Source organism: Niabella aurantiaca DSM 17617 (assembly GCF_000374125.1).
Lineage (GTDB): Bacteria > Bacteroidota > Bacteroidia > Chitinophagales > Chitinophagaceae > Niabella > Niabella aurantiaca.
Window position 1 is genome coordinate 164478 of record NZ_KB893646.1, and the last position, 16625, is coordinate 181102.

Consider the following 16625-nt stretch of genomic DNA (forward strand, 5'->3'; position numbering starts at 1 on the left):
GGAGCACACCCGGTGGAAGGTTCTCACGCGTCCTGCAGCCACAAAAAAGGGATGTACGGCTAAAAATCAGGACACCCGGGGTGCCCGTTTTACCCGTTTTGCTATATTTGACCCAATGGCAAAACATTTTATATTATCCGTATTCCTGTTAGCCGGTCTCTTTTCTCATGCACAGCTTTATAAAAAGCCGGTATATCCTCAAAATTATTTCCGGTGGCCTACGTTGCTGAATCCGGATATTGTTGCCAACATGGGGGAACTCCGGTCCAATCACTGGCATATGGGCCTGGATGTGCGGACAAACCAGCGGGTAAACCAGAAGGTAGTTGCCACTGCTGATGGTTATATTGCCTTTGTGGGCATTGAGCCGCTGAGCTGGGGGCGATGGATCATCATCAATCACCCCAACGGGTTGTCGACCCTTTACGGCCATTTGAACAATTTCAGACCCGACCTGGAAGCATATGTAAAAGATTATCAGTACCAGGAGGAATCCTGGGAAACGCACCTGACCATACCACCGGGTATGTTCCCCGTAAAAAAAGGAGATTTTATTTCCTACAGCGGTACTACCGGCGGATCACAGGGCCCGCATGTGCACTGGGAGGTGATCGATACAAAATCCGGCAGGCGCCTGAACCCGGCACTGTTTGGTACACCTTTCGGGGATGCATATCGGCCAACGCTTGTGAAATTGTTCCTCTACGACCGTAACAACAGTACGTATGACCAGCATCCCGGCAGCTTTGCCCTAAAAAAGTCGGGACCGTCTTACACCGTTCCCGGGGGCATCATCCATACACCCTTCCGGAACCTCGGTTTTGCCATACAGGCTTATGATACCTGGAACAGGGCCGGCAACCGGGATGGCATTTACAGCGCCCGGTTATTTGTTGATGGTAATGAGATCTCCAGCTTCTATATCGACAGCATTGGCTACAACAGCACCCGCTATATGAATTGCCAGGTCGACTACCACATGAAAGCCAACGGCGGAGCCTGGGTGCAGCACATTTCCAAGCTGCCGGGCGACCGGGGTGGCGTCTACTATGATCTCGGATGGAATCACAATACCATCCGGTTAGCAAATGGCGGCGAACACGCAATAAAGATCCTGGTAAGCGATACCTACGGCAATACATCTACCCTTTCCTTCCAGTTAAAGAATAACGGCGCATCTCCACCTCCGGTCAAAAACTATGAATGGCTGCCCAACCGGCTCAACCGCATTTTTAAATATGACTTCGAGGCCTATTTGCCCATGTTTGTTTTGTACGACAAGATGAATTCCGGTTATGCGCGGCTGTCTTCCAGCGGAGGGAACAGCGTTTCTGCAAGGCATGAACTGGGAGAAAAGGATATTCCGGCGCACAGCGAGTTTGAGGTGCGCATCAAACCCGACAAGCCCATTGCTCCTGAAAACCGCGACAGGATCGTGATCAAAAGAACTGCAACAGGCAGTTCCTACAAAAAAGCCACCTGGAACGGAGACTGGGTTACGGCCCTGTTCCGGGACTTCGGCACTTTTGAGGCATTTATCGACAATACCCCCCCATCACTGAATGCACCGGCCGATCTCAGCCATGCTTCCCGCATCTCCTTTACACCCAAAGACAACTCCGGTATCGCCGACTTCCGGGCCGAAGTAGATGGCCGCTGGATCCGGTTTACCAACGACAAGGGAAAGACCTATCTCTATTATTTTGACGAAAAAGTGCCTCCGGGTGAACATACCCTCAAAGTAACTGTTACCGATATAGCGGGCAATAAAACAGTCAGGAGTTGGAAGTTCCGGAGAGGGGGCGGCTCTGTGGCAAAAGAACCCGTACAAAGACCCAGGGCCACGGTAAAGAAACCGGCCTCCGGCAAACACACGGTTGCAAAAAGAACCAATACTTCCAGGACAAAAGCGACTGTCAAAACCGCTTCCCGGAAAGTCACAAAAAAGACCACATCCGGAAGCAAAAAGAAAAAATAAAGATCAAAAACTGTTAAAATAATATGGCAACGCATTTGAAAGAAGGAGACAAAGCTCCTGTGTTTACCGGTACGGATCAGGATGGAAAGAAGATCTCGCTTAAAGACTTTAAAGGACAAAAAGTAGTCTTATACTTTTATCCGGAAGATGATACACCTACCTGTACCCTACAGGCCTGTAACCTGCGCGATAACTATGCCCTGCTAAAAAAAGAAGGCTTACAGATCATCGGCATCAGTCCGGATGATGTGGCAAAGCATAAAAAATTTGAAAAGAAATTTTCTCTTCCGTTCTCCCTCATCGCAGACCCCAGGCATGCCATTATTGATCAATACGGAGTATGGGGCGAAAAGCAGATGTTTGGCAACAAATACATGGGACTGCACCGCACTACTTTTGTCATTGATGAAAAAGGAATCATTCAAAAGATCTTCCTCAAGCCCAAAAGCGCCAAACATGCAGAGGAGATCATCAGCAAGCTGAAAAAATAAAGGCGGGGGCTCAGGTTATACCGTTAATTTGGTCCCTTCGTAAATTTCATGGATCGCGATAGCGGTATCAACGGCTTTGATCAATAAGGTTTCGTTCTGCGTTTTATATTCCTCCAGTTCCCAGTGCCCGGAAGCGTTGACCCGGAACACTTCTATATTGATGCTTTCCGAATCGATGAGGATGTATTCTTTTAAGGCAGGAATATCCCGATACAACTTAAATTTTCCGCCCCGGTCATAGTCCTTTGCAGACCGGGAAAGGATCTCAATGAGGATGGTAGGAGCAATCGCTGTATCCGCATCTTCCGGAGAATGAATAATATCTCCGCAGATAATGGAAATATCAGGGTAGGTAAACAGGGTGTTTTCCGGAATATGGATCCGCATATCACTGCCATAAGGCTGACAGGTTTGACCTCGCAGGCCCATATAAAGCTGCCCCATCATGTTTTTCCAAAGACGCTCTCTCCATTTCCAGGTATTCCGGTATGGAATAAAACGCTTTCTGGTAAGCAGGTGCAGGCTCATTTAAGATATGATCTTCCATACCTGCAATTTACAACTTTTCCGGCAGCCGGGTTTCTGCTGTATTTTTGAAGAAAAGGAATCCCTTTTCTGTGATCGGGTACATTGCAGCGCTTCTGTTTGAAAATAAGTCCGGATGAAACAGGGGCTGCAAAGACCCAAATTGTCTTAACAAAAAAGTAAGGAACAGGCATCATGAACTACTTCCGTATCAAAGAAAACACATTTATTGCCCGGTTGGCTGTCCGGAAATTAAAGACAAAAAATGTAGCCATGGTTGTAGGGCATACCATTCATCTGTACGGGGTTACAAAAGAGGCCTTCCTGGCCGATGAGCGCTGGGTCCGGCATGAGTTAAAGCACATTGAGCAATATAAGCGATATGGCGTACTTGGTTTCCTGTTCCGGTACCTTATACAAACAATAAGGCATGGCTACTATAACTGTCCGCTGGAAAAGGAGGCCCGGGCAGCGGAACGGGACCCATTGATACTGGCACGGTTTGGATTGGATGAGCAAAACAACAACATTGCTTAAAACCCGGCAAGCCGGTAATTGAATCCCAGCGATAATTGCAGGGGTTTCCCTTTTTTATAACGGTCTTCGCCGGTTTGCTCTTTCTGATATATCGGTGTAAAATACCGTTGCGCACGCAGGTCGATGTTTAGGTTACGCACCACCCTGTAATGTACCGCCAGATCCGCGCCGGCCAAAAACTTTCGCGCCGCCCCCTTATCATCACCAATCGCATACGCTACGGCTACGGATTCTTCTTCTCCATGGAAGGAAACACTCCGTGTATATTTTTTATGAATAAGGTAACTGATCACCGGGCCGGCCTGGGCTTCAAACCGCCCCCATCGTTTTGTTACGTTTAAACACCTCGAATTCAGGTACAGCAACCGTAGATCGCCTAAAACCGACAGCGCCTGTTTCATCATCGGGCTGTTATCCGGTTGCTCCGTATCATAAGTAAACGCAACCTGGTTCAACCCCAACGACACCGAAACGGCCCAGTCATTCCTTAAACGCCGGTCAACTGCGCCATCCACATAAAAGCCAACTCCCGCCTTTGTCCTGGCATGATAACTTCCTCCTCGTATAAAATCGCCGTTAACGCCATTAAGCTCCGGAACAAACAACGAGTTGCGTTTGGCGGTTATCATACTATTTTGAAACGCCGGCAAAAAACTGGCATTTCCTCCTCCGTTTACAGAAAGGCGGTATTGTTGCGTAAACCCTGTAGACAGCTGTGTCATCATCAAAATAAGCAGTAGTAGTCGCTTCAAAAGAAAATCATTTTATTACAGATCAATGGGTTTCCAACACCAAAAATATTATTTTTCTCATTAAAAAACGCAGGCACCTTCCGCGTCCGTATTCATTATGCATGCACTCATTTCCGATCCAACAGCCAGCTCAATTCCCCATATTCATATACCCGCCTGGGCGCTCCGTCCAAAAGCAGTTTACCATCCGCATTTACAGCTTTTACCCCCGCATTGAAAATAGTTCCTGCTTCATCCCGGAAAACCGTTTGTTCGCCTCGTTTAAACAAAAACCGGTTGTATTGCTCCAATGTCACCGCAACGGACCGTTCCAGACCGGCTTCAAAATCCGCCAGTCTTTTAAAGACCCGTTCCGCCAGTCCGTTTGCCAGTTTCAGGCAGTCATAGCTTTTCCCGGTTACCTGCTTTAGCGAAACCGCCTGTTTCAGCTCCTCCGGAAAATGGTCCTGGTTAATGTTGACCCCGATACCGGCTACTGCCCATTTCCATTTCTGTCCGGTAATGATGTTTTCGATCAGCATACCAACTGCCTTTCTGTCTTGAAAATAAATATCATTGGGCCATTTTATAAACCAGTTGCCGGGTGCCAGGTCAGCTAAAAAGGCCCGGGTTTCTACTGCTATCATTGCACTGAGTGCAAATAAATGATCCAGTTCCAGGCTTTTAGGCGCCATAATCAGGCTCAGATGAATGTTTTGCCCCGGCGCAGTAACCCACTTTTTACCTCTCTGCCCTTTACCCGCCAATTGCTCATGGGCAAAAACCCCCATGCCATGATATGCCAAACCTTCACGTATCTGGCTAAGGGCATAGTTATTGGTGCTGTCTACCTGCGGCAATTCAATGACCATAGGAAATTGGGGGATATCTGCCTTTTTTTGCGTCAATATTTGCTATTTTTGAACAAAGTAAAATAAGTTTAGGAATTCTGTCCTTTTAAAGACGGACATTCCGGTTAAAAAAATATAAATTCTTCTATTTGGAACCATTAGCATCGCTAACGAAACGTAAAATTTCAGGTACAGCCAGGCTTACAAGAAATTCTAAAATTTTCAAAACGATCATTTCCGCCATCCAGGAAAAAAAGGGTGAAAATATTGTTTCATTGGATCTGAGGCAGATAACGGAAGCGGTATCTGACTTTTTTATCATATGCGAAGCTACCAGCGGTCCCCAGATCAAATCGATTGCCGACAACATCGAATACCGGGTCCGGGAGGCTACCGGGGAAAAGGTGTACCAGCAGGAAGGGTTGCAAACACTGCAATGGGTTTTAATGGATTACGTAAATATCGTGATCCACATCATGCTGCCCGAACAACGCAAATTCTATAACCTGGAAGAAATGTGGAGCGACAGCAGTTCCAAAGAGCACAAAGAGTGATCTTAAAAGAAGAAAAATAATACATCTCATAAACATTTCTATAAAATTTGCCTTATAGTATCATAATTACAGAACATGCCTCAAAACAATTATAACAGACAAGAAAAGCAGCGGAATAATCCGTTTTCACCCAAGCCTTCGGGCAATGGAGGCGGTAATGAACCCAAGAAAGTGAAGTTTGGCAGCTATTGGGCATTTATTATCATCCTGGGCATTATGCTGGCCCTGCAATTCCTGGACCCATTTGGCACCAGCAGCAGCCAGACCACCTTCCAGGACTTTAAAAAAATGGTGGAAAAAGGAGATGTTCAGAAATACGTGGTCATTAATAACCGGAATGTAGTGCGTGTATGGGTAAACAAGGACAGCATTCAGAAATACCCGGACCTTGCGAAACATGTAAGCCCCAAATCCACACTTGGAGCTTCCAATGATCCCCAGCTGTTTTTTAAGATCACCAGCGGGGATAGTTTCCAGGAAGATATGTCTAAGTTTTATACAGATCACCCGAATGCAAAAGAACCCAAGGCGGATGTGGATGAAGACAGCGATTTCCTGGGCCGTTCCATCAGTTTTATCCTGCCGTTCCTGCTGCTCATTGGGGTCTGGATCCTGATGATGCGGAAGATGGGGGGCGGTGCCGGCGGTGGTGCCGGGCCCGGCGGCATCTTCAATATCGGCAAATCAAAAGCCACCCTTTTCGATAAAGGCACCCGTGTGAACATCACTTTTGCCGACGTAGCCGGGCTGGATGAAGCCAAGGTAGAGGTAATGGAGATCGTGGATTTTTTAAGAAACCCCAAAAAATACACCAGTCTGGGCGGAAAGATCCCCAAAGGAGCGCTGCTGGTAGGCCCTCCCGGAACCGGTAAGACCCTGTTGGCAAAAGCTATGGCCGGCGAAGCACAGGTACCCTTTTTCAGCCTGAGCGGATCCGATTTTGTGGAAATGTTTGTAGGCGTAGGTGCCAGCCGCGTGCGCGACCTCTTCAAACAGGCCCGTGAGAAAGCGCCCTGTATCATCTTTATTGATGAGATCGATGCCATTGGCCGTGCCCGTGGTAAGAATGCGATGATGAGCAATGATGAGCGCGAAAGTACTTTGAACCAGATGCTGGTGGAAATGGATGGCTTTGGCACCGATACCGGTATTATTGTGCTGGCGGCCACCAACCGTCCGGATGTACTGGATTCGGCGCTGCTGCGCCCGGGCCGTTTCGACCGGCAGATCACCATCGACCAGCCGGATCTTGCCGGCCGGGAAGCTATCTTTAAAGTACATTTGAAGGAGATCAAAACCTCCGAATCCCTGGATATTCATAAGCTGGCAGAACAAACACCCGGTTTTGCGGGAGCCGATATCGCCAATGTTTGCAATGAGGCCGCCCTGATCGCCGCCCGTAAAAATAAAAGCGGGGTGGATATGGCCGATTTCCAGGATGCGATCGACCGGGTGATCGGGGGACTGGAGAAGAAAAACAAGATCATTGCCCCTCACGAAAAAGAGGTGATCGCCTATCATGAAGCGGGCCATGCGGTAGCCGGCTGGTTCCTGGAACACGCCTACCCCCTGCTGAAAGTTACCATTGTACCCAGAGGAACCGCAGCGCTGGGCTATGCACAATACACGCCCAAAGAACAGTACCTGTACCGGACCGAAGACCTGATCCACCGAATGTGCATGGCACTGGGCGGACGGGTAAGTGAACAGATATTCTTTGATAAGATATCTACCGGTGCCGGAAGCGACCTGGAAAATGTAACCCAGATAGCCTACTCGATGGTTACCGTATATGGAATGAGCAAAAAAGTGGGCAATGTGAGCTTCTACAATCCGCACCAGGATACATCTTTCACCAAACCTTACAGTGAAGAAACTTCTAAGCTCATAGACGAAGAAGTCCGGGCCATCATAGCAGAATGTTATGATAAAACGGTAGCGCTGTTAACGGAGAAGAAAGGGCAGGTAGAGATCATTGCAAAGGCGCTCCTGGAAAAAGAAGTATTGTTCCAGGCAGATGTGGAGACCCTGATCGGCAAACGTCCCTTCGAGGAAAAGAAGCTGCTGGCAGATGAACCGCCGGTAGTACCGATCGAGCCGGTTCCCGGCGGTGTGCCGCCAACAAGCCCAACGGCAAATTAATACCGAACGATATTCACCTGATCAAAAGAGTTGTTCCTGAAGAGCGGAACAGCTCTTTTTTTATACCCCCCAGTAACACCGGCCAGATCATCCGGGCCCGGAAAAACCGTTTTTTCTCTACTCCCTTATCCTTTGCCCGCAGCGGTCAGGTGCGGATCGCATCCCAAAATATTGTAAGTGGAATCGCCCCGCTACGTTTCTTAATTGATTAAATTCGCAAAGTGATCAGATCCTCAAAAGATACCGTACTAAAAAAGATCCGGGAAGCGCTGAGCCAGCCTACCCCCATCCCATTTCCCAAAAGTGAGGGACAATCACTGGTCTTTCAGCCACTGCATCAGGAACTTGAAATTGAATTTGCGGAACGCTTTACCACGCTCCAGGGGCAATTTGCCTTTTGCCTGAGCCGTAAAGAGCTGGTAAGCCAGTTCAATGCGCTCCTCTTTAAAACGGGCTGGCAAAAGATCTATTGCCAGGAACCCGAACTGGCTGTTCTGATCGGTCAGCAGCTCGACATCAGCAGCAACCCGGCTGACCTTGCCGGCTGCGATGTAGCCATAACCGGATGCGAATACCTGGTGGCGCGCACCGGAAGCATTGTTATGAGCGCTGCACAATTAAGCGGCCGCAGAACCAGCGTTTACGCGCCGGTTCATGTTTGTATTGCTTATACCAGCCAACTGGTCTTTGACGTAAAAGATGCACTCGAAGGAATAAAGGAGCGTTATGGAAATACCCTTCCGTCCCTGATCACCTTTGCTACCGGACCCAGCCGTACAGCGGATATTGAGAAAACGCTTGTGGTGGGGGTGCATGGCCCAAAAGAAGTATTCGTTTTTTTAATTGATGACACCTCTGAATAACACCCTTTTATGCAAAGCAATTATCTTTTTGTGTACGGCTCTTTACTGAGCGGGTTCAAAAGTCCGGCGTACGAGTATATTACCCGTTATTTTGAATTGCTGGGATCTGCAACAGTACCCGGCACCTTATATGACCTGGGCGATTATCCCGCAGCCCTGCCGGATAACAGCGGTCGAAAAATCATCGGGGAGCTTTACAGGATACGTAACAGCAACCAGCTCTCCTATGCTGTTGCCCAGCTGGACGGGTACGAAGGGCTGAACCCCGAGGCCGGAGAGATTTCGGATTACAGACGTGAACTATCTGCCGTCCATCATGACCAGGAACAGGTCCATGCATGGGTGTACTGGTACAACCATTCCATACAGGACAAACCCGTAATCGAGTCCGGGGACGTGCTGGAATACCTGAAAACCCGGAAATAGGTTTTGGAGCCGGTCAAAAAGCGGTCATTTATCTTACCAATTGGCAGCGCCTGACCAGGTACACCATCACCCTTTCAGCTAAAGCCCTATTTTGTAGCATATACTTTCTTCCAGAGATCCACGGAGGTGTCATTTTTCTGGCGCTTGCCGGGAGTGCTCCTTCCCTCATTTACATATTGCTGCAGCAGTGCCATCAGCCGCTTTACCACTTCGGGGTGCTCCGCCTGCACATTGTGCTGCTCCCCGATGTCGGCCTCCAGGTCATACAGCTGCACAACAGGTAACCCCTGTTTAAACGCTTCCGCATTCCTCGGTTTTGCCCATCCACCGGAACCGGGACAAAGCTCCAGCTTCCATTTTCCCTGCCGGATGGCAAAATTGCCATCAATAGAATGATGAATGGTCGCTTCCCGGATCTCCCCGGATGATTGCCCGGTAAGATAGGGCAGTATATTATAGCTGTCTTCAGCTGCATTATCCGGCAATGGCTTATGAAGCATGCCTGCAACCGTAGCCATAAAATCGCTCAGGCAAACCGTATGGCCACTGGTTGAACCCGGAGGCACATTTCCGGGCCATTTTACAACAAACGGAATGCGGTGGCCGCCCTCCCATATATCCGCTTTATATCCTTTGTAGTGCATGCTCGGATAATGCCCCCGGGCTTCTACATCCCATGTTTTTAATACATACGGGGCAAATCCATTATCACTGGTAAATACGATCATCGTATTCTCTGCGATCTTTCCTTCATCAACAGCTTTCAGCAACTGGCCAACAGCCCAGTCTGTTTCCATTACATAATCCCCGTACTCCGTTACACCGCTCTTTCCTTTAAATGCAGCAGACGGTACAATGGGCGTATGCGGCGACGGCAGGGTAAAATACAGGAAGAACGGGCGCTGTTCCTGCGATTTTTCGCGAATGTATGCCACCGCTTTTGATGTGAGCTCCGGCAGGCAGTTGACCGCCTCAAAGTCGGCAGCAGCAGGTCCTTTGCGTCCCCATTTTTTAACCGTGGCAGGCTGCCCCACGGTATGATCGTTTTCGATAAAGATAAAGGGCGGCATATCCAGCGAAGCGGCAATGCCGTAAAAATAGTCAAAGCCCAACGCATTGGGACCGCCGGTAATGGGGCTGCTGTAATCGATCACCGGTTCCTTACCGGGCGTGATCACCTTCCACCCCAGCCCCAGGTGCCATTTACCGATACAGGCAGTGGCATAGCCGTTCTGCTGTAAAAGACGGGCCACCGTTAAACGCGAAGAGTCGATCAGCGGTTTATCATACCCATAGAGCACCCCCTTTGCCAGGCGGCTGCGCCAGGCATATCTTCCGGTTACAATGCTGTAGCGGGAAGGGGTGCATACTGCAGACGATGAATGCACATCGTCAAAGCGCATTCCTTCCCGCCCGATCCGGTCGATATTAGGCGTACGGAGCTTACCGTTCGTATTATACAGCTTCACATCACCAATTCCCAGGTCGTCGGCGAGGATATAGATGATATTGGGAGCCGTATGTTTCTTTTGTGCAGCAGCCGTTCCTGCGGTTATCAGCACTAAAACCAGTGCAGCAGCATTTTTCATCAACCTGTTGAAAACATTCATTGAACCTGGATTATAATTGTTAAAGAAGATCATGTATTTTCTGCCGAAGTGCATTCAATTTTCCGGATCACAGCATATGGAAAAGCCTGAACAATTTCTTTTATAAAAATAGAACCTAAAAACGCACGGTCGTCAACTTTTCTTTACCAATGATTCAATTATTTTACCCCCCGGGCCGCCCGGTCATACCCGGCCGTTTTCCCCGTAAACATGGAACCGTCTATCGGTCAGGCTGTTATTTTCCGGTTTAAGAACTACCTTTGCTCAAATTCATATGTCAATTTGCAAACGGGGAACCATATCTATTTTCTTTCTGATTTCCACCTGGGTGTACCCACCTATGAAGCCAGCCTGCAGCGGGAAAAATTGCTGGTCCGGTTCCTGGATGAAATAAAGGACCAGGCAGCGGAGATCTTTATTGTAGGCGATATGTTCGACTTTTGGTATGAATACCGCCATGTGGTACCCAAAGGATATGTACGCATCCTGGGAAAACTGGCAGAACTGGCCGACAGGGGCATCCAGCTTCATTTTTTTGTAGGCAATCATGACATGTGGATGAAAGATTATTTTCAGCGGGAGCTGAAAATGCCCGTTTATTTTGAGCCCAGGGCATTTGAGTGGAACGGCAAACGCTTCCTGATCGGCCACGGGGACGGATTGGGCCCGGGAGATCATGGTTACAAGCGGCTGAAAAAAATATTCCGGAATCCCGTCTGCCAGTGGTTGTTTGGGATCCTGCCTCCGATGGTCGGTATCGGCACCGCCAATTATATGAGCCGCAAAAGCCGGGCAAAGACCGGCAGCACCGAAGAAACATTTTTGGGTGCCGATCGCGAATGGCTCATCACCTACTGTAAAGAACAACTGCAGCAGCAGCATTACGATTTTTTTATCTTCGGACACCGGCACCTGCCCATCGACTTCCGGCTTACAGCAACGAGCCGCTACATCAACCTGGGCGACTGGATCAGCTTTTTTACCTACGCTGTTTTCGATGGCACGGACGTACAGCTGATCTCCTATTTAAACAAAGAAGAAAAAATAGTTCGCGGATGAGCCTTCGATCTTTCATACTGCTGTGCGTTTTAGGCCTGCCGGTGATGGCAAACGGCCAGCTAACGACCGAAAAGCTGAAGACCATACCGGGCAGCTACACCTCCGTGGCCGTGGATAACCTGGAGAGCATCTACCTGCTGAGCACCAATAACCAGCTGAAAAAACTGGATGAAAAGGGAGACTCTGTAGCCGTGTACAACAATGTAAAGAAACTGGGCACGGCCTCCATGCTGGATGTATCCAATCCTTTAAGAGTGCTTTTGTATTACAGGAATTTTGCAACACTTGTAATGCTCGACCGGCTGCTTACGCCGGTCAATATCATCGATCTCCGCCAGCAGCAGATCTTTAATGCAAACGCAGTGGGCCTTTCTTATGACGGCAAAATATGGCTGTACGACAACATGGAGGGCGTACTCAAAAAAATCGACGATAAAGGCAATATCCTGTCAAAAACGCCGGACTTCCGCCAGCTCTTTAATGCCCCGCCTGCCCCTCAGCAGATCATCGACCGGAACAAGCTGATCTATCTCTATGATACTGCCCGCGGCATTTATACCTTTGATTATTACGGCGCCTATAAAGGAAAAATAGCCATCACAAACTGGCAGAACCTCCGCATTACTGATAAATACATTTACGGAAATGATGCCGGGCGGTTCTACCGTTATACCCTCAATTCCCTGAAATTTGAAGAATGGCCCATCCCCGAAGGACTGAAGAATAAACGGCAATATATTTTTGAAGACGGTCTCCTCTATGTCCTTGACAGGGAAGGCCTCTCTGTTTACACTTACCGGTATTGAGCAGCCTGGCTCCGCGCCGCCGCCCTGCAACAATGCATATCCCCCGATGAAATTTCAAATCCCGGTTTAAATTTTTATTTTTGGTCCTATGAACGAGTTCTTAAACCAGGTCTATTTTAATAATTCAGTAAGGTCTTATGTTGCCGTAGGTACCACCATCCTGATCGTGATCCTGTTTAAACGGTACATTGCGCATTACCTGGCCCTTGTCATTTTCAAGGTCCTGAAGATCCGGTGGAAGAATATCGACTTTCCTGCGTTCCGGTCAATGGCCGCAAAACCGCTGGGGATCTTCTTTGCCGTGTTGATCACCGTAACCGCCCTGGATAAGCTCACGCTTCCTTCAGAGCTGGAATTCAGCCTGTACAAGATCACTTTCCGGGAGCTGCTGCGGATGACCGGTACGTTCCTGATCATCTTTACCTTTTTCCAGTTCATTTTAAAGCTGATCGATTTTGTGATGCTTATGGTGCAGGGTACCTATCTCAAACCGGTTGGCGGCACGGGCAGTCATCAGCTGATCTTCTTTTTTAAAGACCTGATCAAAGTGTTGATCGGGTTGATCGGACTGCTTTTTATTTTGAAGTACACGTTTGGGTACGACGTAAAAGGATTACTTACAGGCCTGAGTATTGTGGGCGCCGCCATAGCGCTGGCGTTAAAAGAGAGCCTCGAAAATCTCATCGCTTCGTTTATCATCTTTTTCGACAAACCTTTCTCCACGGGAGACGCGGTAAAGCTGAACGCTGTTTCAGGAGTTGTAGAAAAAATAGGGCTGAGGAGCACCCGCATCCGCTCAGATGCGAAAACGTATATCACCGTTCCCAATAAACAAATGGTGGACAGCATTCTTGATAACCTCTCAAACCGCCTTCAGTTCAGAGCAGCGCTGAAGCTGGAGATCCCCTCTGCAACCGGTCCCGAACTGGTTGAACAACTGCTGGGCGGCATCCGCAATATCTTAAGTGGAGAGGGGATCATCTCATCATCTGCCTTTGTTACCGGCATTACCGCCAACGCAATCATTATCCAATGCGAGTATTTTACCGGTGGGGATTTCAGAGAGCATAGCCGCATAAAGGAGGGCCGCACACTGAAGATCCTTGAGCTGATGGCAACGCTGAACATTACCACCGCCCAAAGCGTGAGCGATGTCAAGATCATCCGGGACGAGCCGCAAGGTCCGGCTGTTTAAGGATCAACTGCCACAGGTAATGAGCCGCAGATGCGCAGATTAATCGATAGCAAAAACGATCAATCAGCGGCAATCGAAGATCCGGATAGCGCGCCGCAAACGGGGCCCGGCAGTTAAACAGCAGTTATGACAGAAAGTGTCAGGGCTTATATATCTATTTCACCTTTTTTATAATAGCTGCCAGCTCCACATCAAATTTCCCCGTTTCTCCATACTCCACCACGCGGCCCAATTCCGTATCATGATGATAAACGATGATGGTAGGCACATTGGTGACCATCAGGCCTTCCGCAATTTTTCCTTTATCTTTCTTACTGCGGTCAACTGCAAGAAGAGAGACCTTGCCCTTATCAAAGTCCGCTGCTTCCAGTAATTTATAAAAACGGGGAATGATGTAGTGGGAGTCCGGGCACCAGGTGCCCATAAATACCTTAAACCAGATCTTTTCTTTATTCCGTTTGATCGTTTTTACAACCTCCGGGCGGGGCTCATATACCTTTTCTCCTTCCGCAAACCATTTAAAGGCCGTATCTGCCCTTAAGAGACTGTCTGTAATATGCCCCCGGTACATTTTCTGCTGCTTCCCGTTGTGGTCATCCACGATCACTTCATACTGCTGCTGGGCATGGGTTACTACTGCTGCGCACAAAAGCACGCCTGCTAAAATTACTTTTTTCATGCATTTGACAATTTCATCTTACAGAGACGCGCAACGCCGATAGTGCGTTGTACCACAAAAGAATCACAAGCTCCGGGATTCATAAGAAGTTGGGAAGACGGTACGCATTTATACATCGATGATCAGATTCCGGCCTTCAGCTCCAGGAGGAAGCTTTTTATCCGCTGCAGCGATTGCACGGCCGCAAATTTCTCATCCGCCTTTTTATTATTTCTTAAATATTCTTTAGCGCCTTCGATGGTAAATTTCCTGCGCCGCAACAGGTCATAGATCAGGAACAGGTTTTTGACGTCCTGCGGACGGAAAAAACGGTCGCCTTTCCCGTTTTTTTTGGGTTTCAGAATATCAAACTCCGACTCCCAGTAACGGATCAGCGAATGGCTTTCTTTGAACATGGCGGTCACCTCGCCCATGCTGTAATAGTGCTTTTTGAACAGGAGTTCCTCATCCGGCATTTCTACAGCGTCTGCTGCAATACTGTTCTCTTTTACCGATCTCCGGCCCCGGGTACCGGGAGGGCGGCGCTCCGGGGCACCAGCCACCTTTTCGGCCGGCTCCGCTCCATCTGCTTCATCTTCCTGCTCCGGTTCCTCCTCAGTTACTACGGCCACAGGGACCTCCTGTATGTCGTCCGTTTTTACTGTTACTTCCTGTTCCGGTACCGGTTGTGCACCCGTCTCCGCCGCGGGATCCTCTTCAGCCATTTCCAATTCGATATTCGCCGGAGGCCGCAGGACGTTCTTTTTTGGCTTGGGCAATGGCTCTACCTTTTCCACTTCATCCAGAAATGAAAAAGCTCCCTGGGGTTGTGCTGTCTTTGTCATGGGTGGTACAAATCTGGTAAATAAACAAAAAATAAAAGTAATCAATGAAATGTTAAGGCATCACAAAAAATACCACTATTGCAATTTAATCTTAAATACAGGGATATCCAAGTATTTGGATGCTCAACATCGATTCCGTTTCCTGATATCCTATTACCATCAAAAAAAGGGCCATCCCGATAAGCGGGACGACCCTCCGGGGTTTTTAGAGTTTAGCGGCGATTGCATTTCTGATAAGTCAGGTGTGTATTTTCAGTGCCCTTCAGAATCCGGAAATTACCGGTCTCTATTGTTTGTGATGTATGACTGCGAATATTATTTGCCGGACGGTTTCTTCAGTGAATTGCTATTCCGGCTCTCTACCACATTTGCTACACAAAGATGCCCCTTTGCGGGGCGTAAATCAATGTAGTAAATACCCAATTTCAGGGGGATTTTCCCTTTGTGGTTTACCGTATTTTTACGGATCCCGATCCAGGTTTGTTTTTAGAAAAAAATATTTCATGTAATTGATAGCAAGCCCTTTATGAACCGGCCGCGCATTATCTTTCAAACTAATTTTTTATCGTCATTATTTGAATATAGATTTATACTGCCATCCAAACAATAAAAACTAAAACCATTTGTTATGAAACGATTTCCTTCCTTTTTGCTGTTCCTGGTCATGCTTGCCGGTCTGATCTACCTGTTCCTCGAAAACCGGAAACTGCGGGAAGCCGGCAGTAATGATACCCGGTTCTTTGTATCTGAAGGCAGCGTTGATCCCAAGGACATTAAGCTGAACTATGTGCAAATGGATAAAGCGCTGGAGATGACCAAAACATTCCGGGAATTTCAATACCGGTTCATCACCGAAGGGCTCAACCGGTACCTGGGCAACAGGCCGGACAGCATGCAAAAGACGTTCTGGGATTCCCGGCTGACCACTTTTTCGCTGGACAGCATTAAAAAACTGGTATTCACCATGGACGGGCTGGTAAAAAGCGGTAAGCTGGTAAAACCAGACGGCGCCCCGGTAACGAGCTCCGAGCTGGGTATAAAGATCTATGATGCCGCTTATCCGGGCCTCGATCCAAAAAATGCGGACTATGCCAGTCTCAAGGGCCGGCATACCCTCATCCTGGTGCCGGCCTACAAGGATCTGAAAACAGCCGTGTACCACGATTTTCTTCCATCCGGTGAGATCCTGGAAAAAGGAAAGCGCATCCATACCTTGCTGGCGCCTGCACAAAACCGGAAAACCGTAATGACCATGAGCTTTTTTGCGCCTCCTCCAAGCGGCGTGGACGTGGGTTTGAACCAGGGCGGCGCATGCCCTCCTCCCGGTGTAGAGTAGCGATCCGATTCCTTTAAT

The 16625-nt window shown here is 48.4% G+C and carries 17 protein-coding genes; 11 read left to right on the forward strand and 6 right to left on the reverse strand.

The features are described 5' to 3' along the window. The first annotated feature begins 115 nt into the window (after nt 1-115). Both B160_RS0123590 and bcp read left to right on the forward strand, forming a co-directional pair. Nucleotides 116-1978: a M23 family metallopeptidase gene (locus B160_RS0123590; RefSeq protein ID WP_157558204.1), complete on the forward strand. Its 1863-nt coding sequence runs from the start codon at nt 116-118 to the stop codon at nt 1976-1978. Nucleotides 1979-2001: 23 nt separating this feature from the next. Continuing rightward, nucleotides 2002-2469, forward strand: coding sequence for a thioredoxin-dependent thiol peroxidase (gene bcp, locus B160_RS0123595; RefSeq protein ID WP_018630424.1), 468 nt, complete (start codon nt 2002-2004; stop codon nt 2467-2469). A gap of 15 nt (nt 2470-2484) precedes the next feature. On the opposite strand, the gene B160_RS30005 is transcribed toward bcp, so the two are convergent. After that, entirely contained in the window at nt 2485-2997 is a 513-nt protein-coding gene (locus tag B160_RS30005; protein ID WP_051107233.1) for a Uma2 family endonuclease, read from the reverse strand. 192 nt (nt 2998-3189) lie between these two features. Here B160_RS30005 and B160_RS0123610 point away from each other — a divergent pair, with 192 nt between their 5' ends. After that, nucleotides 3190-3531 carry a hypothetical protein gene (locus tag B160_RS0123610; protein ID WP_018630426.1) on the forward strand — a complete coding sequence of 114 codons (342 nt, stop codon included), beginning with the start codon at nt 3190-3192 and terminating at the stop codon, nt 3529-3531. Here B160_RS0123610 and B160_RS0123615 read toward each other — a convergent pair. Next, the gene (locus B160_RS0123615) at nt 3528-4283 is read right to left on the reverse strand and encodes a hypothetical protein (protein WP_157558205.1); all 756 of its coding nucleotides are present in this window, start codon (nt 4281-4283) and stop codon (nt 3528-3530) included. The genes B160_RS0123610 and B160_RS0123615 overlap by 4 nt on opposite strands. A gap of 107 nt (nt 4284-4390) precedes the next feature. Beyond that, entirely contained in the window at nt 4391-5170 is a 780-nt protein-coding gene (locus tag B160_RS0123620) for a biotin--[acetyl-CoA-carboxylase] ligase (RefSeq protein WP_018630428.1), read from the reverse strand. Nucleotides 5171-5262: 92 nt separating this feature from the next. Here B160_RS0123620 and rsfS point away from each other — a divergent pair, with 92 nt between their 5' ends. The 4 genes from rsfS to B160_RS0123640 all read left to right on the forward strand — a co-directional run bounded on the left by rsfS (nt 5263) and on the right by B160_RS0123640 (nt 9098). Next, nucleotides 5263-5667 carry a ribosome silencing factor gene (gene rsfS / locus B160_RS0123625; protein WP_018630429.1) on the forward strand — a complete coding sequence of 135 codons (405 nt, stop codon included), beginning with the start codon at nt 5263-5265 and terminating at the stop codon, nt 5665-5667. A gap of 75 nt (nt 5668-5742) precedes the next feature. After that, nucleotides 5743-7809 carry an ATP-dependent zinc metalloprotease FtsH gene (gene ftsH / locus B160_RS0123630; RefSeq protein WP_018630430.1) on the forward strand — a complete coding sequence of 689 codons (2067 nt, stop codon included), beginning with the start codon at nt 5743-5745 and terminating at the stop codon, nt 7807-7809. A 221-nt stretch (nt 7810-8030) separates the two neighbouring features. Further along, a complete protein-coding gene (locus tag B160_RS0123635) occupies nt 8031-8672 on the forward strand; it encodes a LutC/YkgG family protein (RefSeq protein ID WP_018630431.1) in 642 nt (213 codons plus the stop codon). Between the two features lie 9 nt (nt 8673-8681). Continuing rightward, nucleotides 8682-9098 (forward strand): gamma-glutamylcyclotransferase family protein, encoded by a 417-nt coding sequence (locus B160_RS0123640; protein WP_018630432.1) that lies wholly within the window; start codon nt 8682-8684, stop codon nt 9096-9098. Nucleotides 9099-9184: 86 nt separating this feature from the next. Here B160_RS0123640 and B160_RS0123645 read toward each other — a convergent pair whose 3' ends face one another. Beyond that, nucleotides 9185-10708 carry a sulfatase family protein gene (locus B160_RS0123645; RefSeq protein WP_040680370.1) on the reverse strand — a complete coding sequence of 508 codons (1524 nt, stop codon included), beginning with the start codon at nt 10706-10708 and terminating at the stop codon, nt 9185-9187. 210 nt (nt 10709-10918) lie between these two features. On the opposite strand from B160_RS0123645, the gene B160_RS0123650 reads away from it, so the two are divergent. From B160_RS0123650 to B160_RS0123660, 3 genes are all read left to right on the forward strand, one after another. Further along, complete coding sequence (locus B160_RS0123650; protein ID WP_018630434.1) at nt 10919-11767, forward strand: UDP-2,3-diacylglucosamine diphosphatase; 849 nt, start codon at nt 10919-10921, stop codon at nt 11765-11767. Next, the gene (locus tag B160_RS0123655; RefSeq protein WP_018630435.1) at nt 11764-12573 is read left to right on the forward strand and encodes a hypothetical protein; all 810 of its coding nucleotides are present in this window, start codon (nt 11764-11766) and stop codon (nt 12571-12573) included. The genes B160_RS0123650 and B160_RS0123655 overlap by 4 nt, the downstream gene beginning before the upstream one ends. Before the next feature lie 88 nt (nt 12574-12661). Continuing rightward, entirely contained in the window at nt 12662-13768 is a 1107-nt protein-coding gene (locus B160_RS0123660; RefSeq protein ID WP_018630436.1) for a mechanosensitive ion channel family protein, read from the forward strand. A gap of 154 nt (nt 13769-13922) precedes the next feature. On the opposite strand, the gene B160_RS0123665 is transcribed toward B160_RS0123660, so the two are convergent. Together B160_RS0123665 and B160_RS31430 are read right to left on the reverse strand one after the other, a co-directional pair. Beyond that, on the reverse strand, nt 13923-14447 hold the full coding sequence (locus tag B160_RS0123665; protein WP_018630437.1) for a thioredoxin family protein: 525 nt from the start codon (nt 14445-14447) through the stop codon (nt 13923-13925). A gap of 122 nt (nt 14448-14569) precedes the next feature. Beyond that, nucleotides 14570-15271: a MerR family transcriptional regulator gene (locus tag B160_RS31430; protein ID WP_018630438.1), complete on the reverse strand. Its 702-nt coding sequence runs from the start codon at nt 15269-15271 to the stop codon at nt 14570-14572. A gap of 628 nt (nt 15272-15899) precedes the next feature. Here B160_RS31430 and B160_RS0123685 point away from each other — a divergent pair. Continuing rightward, complete coding sequence (locus B160_RS0123685) at nt 15900-16607, forward strand: hypothetical protein (RefSeq protein WP_018630441.1); 708 nt, start codon at nt 15900-15902, stop codon at nt 16605-16607. The last annotated feature ends 18 nt before the right edge of the window (nt 16608-16625 follow it).

Bases quoted from the DNA above. Each gene is read 5' to 3' on its own strand.
- B160_RS0123645 (WP_040680370.1), bottom strand. From the start codon at position 10,708: ATGAATGTTTTCAACAGGTTGATGAAAAATGCTGCTGCACTGGTTTTA.
- bcp (WP_018630424.1), top strand. From the start codon at position 2,002: ATGGCAACGCATTTGAAAGAAGGAGACAAAGCTCCTGTGTTTACCGGT.
- B160_RS0123665 (WP_018630437.1), bottom strand. From the start codon at position 14,447: ATGAAAAAAGTAATTTTAGCAGGCGTGCTTTTGTGCGCAGCAGTAGTA.
- B160_RS0123655 (WP_018630435.1), top strand. From the start codon at position 11,764: ATGAGCCTTCGATCTTTCATACTGCTGTGCGTTTTAGGCCTGCCGGTG.
- B160_RS0123590 (WP_157558204.1), top strand. From the start codon at position 116: ATGGCAAAACATTTTATATTATCCGTATTCCTGTTAGCCGGTCTCTTT.
- B160_RS0123640 (WP_018630432.1), top strand. From the start codon at position 8,682: ATGCAAAGCAATTATCTTTTTGTGTACGGCTCTTTACTGAGCGGGTTC.
- B160_RS0123610 (WP_018630426.1), top strand. From the start codon at position 3,190: ATGAACTACTTCCGTATCAAAGAAAACACATTTATTGCCCGGTTGGCT.
- B160_RS0123650 (WP_018630434.1), top strand. From the start codon at position 10,919: ATGGAACCGTCTATCGGTCAGGCTGTTATTTTCCGGTTTAAGAACTAC.
- B160_RS0123685 (WP_018630441.1), top strand. From the start codon at position 15,900: ATGAAACGATTTCCTTCCTTTTTGCTGTTCCTGGTCATGCTTGCCGGT.
- B160_RS0123660 (WP_018630436.1), top strand. From the start codon at position 12,662: ATGAACGAGTTCTTAAACCAGGTCTATTTTAATAATTCAGTAAGGTCT.
- ftsH (WP_018630430.1), top strand. From the start codon at position 5,743: ATGCCTCAAAACAATTATAACAGACAAGAAAAGCAGCGGAATAATCCG.
- B160_RS30005 (WP_051107233.1), bottom strand. From the start codon at position 2,997: ATGAGCCTGCACCTGCTTACCAGAAAGCGTTTTATTCCATACCGGAAT.
- B160_RS31430 (WP_018630438.1), bottom strand. From the start codon at position 15,271: ATGACAAAGACAGCACAACCCCAGGGAGCTTTTTCATTTCTGGATGAA.